The organism is Pseudomonas sp. 05N434 (assembly GCF_056396965.1).
This window is the reverse complement of record NZ_JBFTMK010001125.1, coordinates 1-462: the sequence shown is the minus strand read 5'-3', so window position 1 is coordinate 462 and position 462 is coordinate 1. Positions and strand designations below refer to the sequence as shown.

At 60.4% G+C, this 462-nt stretch carries 1 protein-coding gene; it reads right to left on the bottom strand.

Annotated elements, in window-relative coordinates; all coding sequences use genetic code 11:
- Nucleotides 1-84 precede the first annotated feature (84 nt).
- Nucleotides 85-462 (bottom strand): ABC transporter substrate-binding protein (locus tag AC1DLB_RS32050; protein ID WP_477786543.1); only part of this gene is annotated, 378 nt, incomplete at its 5' end.

Below are 462 nucleotides of genomic sequence, written 5' to 3'. Positions count from 1 at the left end.
CGCCCAGGCAACCGTTGGTCGCAAGCGCTGCAAAACATCGTGGCGGGACGAGACGTCCTGCACGTTGAGCGGCACAGTCGTCACTTACTTGACCTCACTCAGATAGCGCGCAGCAAAGGCTTCCTGCACCGCCGCCATTTTTTCGTAATCGACCACGCCGGCGCGGGCATAGTCACTGTCCGGAAGGAACTGCGCGGCGACGTCGGCCGGCATCTTCATCTCACGAACCGGACGCAGATATGCCTTGGCCCACAACGCCTGCCCCTGGTCGGACAGCACAAAATCCAGGACCTTTTCGGCGTTGGCGCGATGCGGTGCATTGTCGACCACGCTCATCACGTAAGGCACGCTGATGCTGCCTTCCCTGGGGATCACGAAAGCGACGTTCGCCTTGTCTTTGTAGCGCGCACGGTAAGCGTTGAAGTCGTAGTCGACCAGAATCGGCAGCTCACCGGAAAGCAC